The organism is Bacillus rhizoplanae, assembly GCF_917563915.1.
GTDB classification, from domain to species: Bacteria; Bacillota; Bacilli; order Bacillales; family Bacillaceae_G; genus Bacillus_A; species Bacillus_A rhizoplanae.
Genome location: NZ_CAKJTI010000064.1, coordinates 1 through 3,817 on the forward strand (window position 1 = coordinate 1; position 3,817 = coordinate 3,817).

4 protein-coding genes are annotated in these 3,817 nt (G+C 27.6%); 2 read left to right on the forward strand and 2 right to left on the reverse strand.

The features are described from left to right. Window positions 1-128: 128 nt before the first annotated feature. The gene (locus tag LRP84_RS22125; protein WP_230577050.1) at window positions 129-689 is read left to right on the forward strand and encodes a hypothetical protein; all 561 of its coding nucleotides are present in this window, start codon (window positions 129-131) and stop codon (window positions 687-689) included. A 221-nt stretch (window positions 690-910) separates the two neighbouring features. Here the strand turns inward: LRP84_RS22125 and LRP84_RS22130 are convergent, their stop codons facing one another. After that, the gene (locus LRP84_RS22130) at window positions 911-1,894 is read right to left on the reverse strand and encodes a DNA-binding protein (protein ID WP_230577051.1); all 984 of its coding nucleotides are present in this window, start codon (window positions 1,892-1,894) and stop codon (window positions 911-913) included. A gap of 351 nt (window positions 1,895-2,245) precedes the next feature. On the opposite strand from LRP84_RS22130, the gene LRP84_RS22135 reads away from it, so the two are divergent. Continuing rightward, complete coding sequence (locus LRP84_RS22135; RefSeq protein WP_230577052.1) at window positions 2,246-3,406, forward strand: tyrosine-type recombinase/integrase; 1,161 nt, start codon at window positions 2,246-2,248, stop codon at window positions 3,404-3,406. Window positions 3,407-3,468: 62 nt separating this feature from the next. Here the strand turns inward: LRP84_RS22135 and LRP84_RS22140 are convergent, their stop codons facing one another. Continuing rightward, window positions 3,469-3,699, reverse strand: coding sequence for a hypothetical protein (locus LRP84_RS22140; RefSeq protein ID WP_230577053.1), 231 nt, complete (start codon window positions 3,697-3,699; stop codon window positions 3,469-3,471). Window positions 3,700-3,817 lie beyond the last annotated feature (118 nt).

Below are 3,817 nucleotides of genomic sequence, written 5' to 3' on the forward strand. Positions count from 1 at the left end.
CACCAACAAGTATCAATCATTTTTTTGCAATTTTAATATTTTTGTTTGGCGAAATCTTATACAGGATTGCAGGCAATGTATAGCGAATCTTTAACAGTCTTTATCTTTTTAAGGAGGAATTTATAGCTATGAATTACTTTTCTACAATTAGTGATTTAGTTTTTATAGATCGCAAGCATTTGTTTGCAGAAACAGATATTATGCTGTATCATCCTGGTCATTTCCCGGAATTAAACGAACTTATTGTAAAACATTGCTCTCAAGAAGTTGTAAAATTTATTTTCATTCCTTCTATTTTTAATACGTTTCTACAAGCAAATGAGTTTGAATATCATAGAGAAATATTAATTAGATTAGGTGTCCCCCATGAGAATATCCAACCGATTACAGGAGATTTTTCTAATGTAGAGGGTGTAATAAAAAGTGCGTTTAACATGATTAATAATCAAGAAGTAACAAATGTATTACTTGCTGGAAAAAGTTTTTTCTGTCGAAGATTTTTATTACTTGCTTCACTATATGCTGCGGAAGATAAAATATTAGATGTTCTTCCACTGCAAGATTCGCGACAAATTAATCGCGATACCTGGCACACAAGTGAAAAAGGAAGACAAAGAATTACAAACGAAATTAAACAATATCACGAAATTATGGAAAGGCATTCTTTGCTTTTTCACTCGGAATTCTAATACATAAAATTATTATGTAAACTACAAGTAGGAAAATAGACCTTAAATATATCCAAATCAATTTAAGGATCCTATGAATCTTTATATAAACTTTTATACATTACAGGCCTTATAATATTCTTCTTTATATAAAGTCCTCTTACAAAAGAATCTGAAAGGCCGTTTTTTAGATAACTTAAAAATTTTTGTATATTAAAAGACTTATCTATATGATAAGTCTTTTAATATTTCATTATATACCGATCCAATTTTTCTCGAATTGCCGAAGTAATAAACTCTTCTATTGAAATTTTTTCTTCACTTACAATATTTGAGATAGACTGATACTCAGATGAAGATAATACTATGCTTTTCGTAACACTATTGCTGTCTAAGTAAATACTATTATTTGGACGCTTGGCTAATTTTCCTTCTATTATATATGGCATAAGAGAGTCGATCCACTCTTGTTGAAACTGCATAGGAACTTGAATAAGTGATTGGCGAATTTCAATGATCCAAAAGTTGTGTTCTTCTGAAATTCGAAGATTTCGTGGAGATACATATTGCAATAAGTAATCAATTTGCTGAAAAATATCACTTCGTAAATGATGTGTTTTTAGAAAACGAAACTTTACAAATTTTTGATGATGACTCCTCGGTTTATCTGATAATTGATATGCTGGAAAAAAGCCACTTTCTTTCGCCTCTTGTAGTGTCATATCATTTCCAAATTCATCTGTTACTATAATGTTTCCTCTTTTAGGAATAGACGTTATACGAGCAATTGTATTTCCTTGTATAAATTTTTGAAATAAAACAACATTATATTTTCGAGAATATGTATAAAGAGCATTGGCGTCATCTAATCTTTCAGCTAATTGTTTTACCTCTTCCTCTTGTACAAATTTTGTTTCCTTATTTCGATGTATTTGAATTGTATAGGATAACTCCCCTTCTTCGATCCATTTACATAATTGATACATACTAACATGAAACTGTTTACTGGCTTGGTTTAATGTGATTCCTTCTGTATGTAACTGTGATTGTAATACAGTAACCGCTTCTCTTTGAAACAAAAAACTTCCATCTAATCGCCACGTGTCCTTATTAATTGGAGTTAATTTATTTTCTTTCATTAATTTTTTAAATGTAAAACTAGTAATACGTAAATACTCTTTTACCTCATTTGTATCCATATATTGTTCATGTGTATGTTCGTACATGCAAATAAATCCTTTCTATTTAAAACTAAATATATTTTATATGAAAATATAATTTAAAATAATAACGAAATAAAATGTAATTTTATTATAACATAACTAAATACAAAATTATAATTATATTATAAACAAATACAATTTCTTTTAATTTTAAAAATAAAATGTGTAATGTTTTAATTCAACTCACGAAAAATCAAATTTATAAATCGATTTTAAATCATAGAAAATGTGTGATTTTCTATAGTTTACAATTAATATTGTATTTTATATAAATGCACTTTAAAATAAATTATAGAGACATTTTAATTTGTTTTATTAAAACTATATAAGAAATACATAAGGATTTGATATAACATGAAATTTAATTTATTACCAATTTATAATCATAATTCGTTATTACACAATAAAAATAGTAAAGAAAAATTTGCAAGTACTATTGCAATATGGAATGAAGATTTTTTAAAACAAGCTGAGGATCGAAAAGAGCAGAATGAACGTGGACATACATATTCATATGCGGGTTTTTCTGATGAAGAAATTTTATATTATTATTTGAATCGACAAACACATTTTGATAAAAATAAACGAGTAAAAGACACATCTCGTCTTCTCTATTCTAGAGATTTATCACAGTTTTATTTTTTTATTCGAGAACATATAGAATTTTTACAAATGGATGTGGAGAATTTCATTGAGGGTAAAGTATGGATAAATTTAAGAAAACGACATATTCGTAATTATCAAAAGTGGCTTGCTGAAGATGCAATCTCCTATCAATCTAACGAAGCATATAAACCAGCAACGATAAGTCGAAAGCTACGAATTACTCGGTCCTTCTTAAAATGGTTATATGAAATTGAATACATTAAAGAGCCTCTATATATTGACATACTAAGTACAACGATAACGAAAAAACATAAACCAAGAAGAGAATTATCTTATGAAGAAGTAAAACAATTGCTGTCATATTATAAAAATAATCCTATCAATTATGCTCTGCTTTCAATATTAGCAACAACTGGACTACGTATTGCGGAAGTTGCACATGCGAAGTGGGCAGATTTAGAGTATGATACATTGCGTGATCGTTATTATTTATATGTAAATACGAAAGGTGATTCTGAACGAATTGTACCAATTAACAAAGTTGTATTTGAACGGATAATCGCTTTTCGAATCCGTCGCCGTTTGCCAACTGAGTTAGGTATTAAGCATGGTGGTACCATTTTTCAAACAAAAAATCATACAGCATATAAAGAAAATTATTTATCTCAATATATCACCAAAATCATAAAAGAAACTAATTTATCATTTACAAAAAATGATAAAATAACCCCTCATTTCTTTCGACATTTTTATGTTCAATATTTATATGATTATAAACAATTACCACCACATATCATTGCAGCAGCTGTTGGTCATAAAGATGATCGTACAACAAAAGAAAATTATTTGAAGCAGCGATTATTGAAAGACTATGACGCAGGGAATTTAATTCATGAGGATGAGTTTTAATTACAAAACAGGAAGAGCATATTTTGTGAGCCCTTCCTGTTTTGTAGTTTACAATAATCATTTTATATTAAACTATATCTATTTTGCATACGTCCTTTTCCACTCTCTTTGTTTATATAAGATTTCCTAACAAGTGTTGTTAAAGAGTCTACTAATGTTTTATATGATAAATTCGTTAAAACAAGTAAATCATTTGTGTATAATATTCTATGTTTTTCTAATAGTAATAAAATAAGTCGTTCCGATGGTTTTAGTACCTCATCGCTTTCAAGAATAAAATCAATATTTTTCATGAATATACACCCTTAAAATGAATTTTAAACGTTATTATACATATATTTATTATGTTAAAATTATATAATAAATTCGATGTTTTGTCGCGAAAATTATTTTATAGTAAATACTTTTAAA

What these genes read in the sequence shown, in the direction of transcription:
- LRP84_RS22125 (WP_230577050.1), top strand. Translation starts at nt 129, where the DNA reads ATGAATTACTTTTCTACAATTAGTGATTTAGTTTTTATAGATCGCAAG.
- LRP84_RS22140 (WP_230577053.1), bottom strand. Translation starts at nt 3,699, where the DNA reads ATGAAAAATATTGATTTTATTCTTGAAAGCGATGAGGTACTAAAACCA.
- LRP84_RS22130 (WP_230577051.1), bottom strand. Translation starts at nt 1,894, where the DNA reads ATGTACGAACATACACATGAACAATATATGGATACAAATGAGGTAAAA.
- LRP84_RS22135 (WP_230577052.1), top strand. Translation starts at nt 2,246, where the DNA reads ATGAAATTTAATTTATTACCAATTTATAATCATAATTCGTTATTACAC.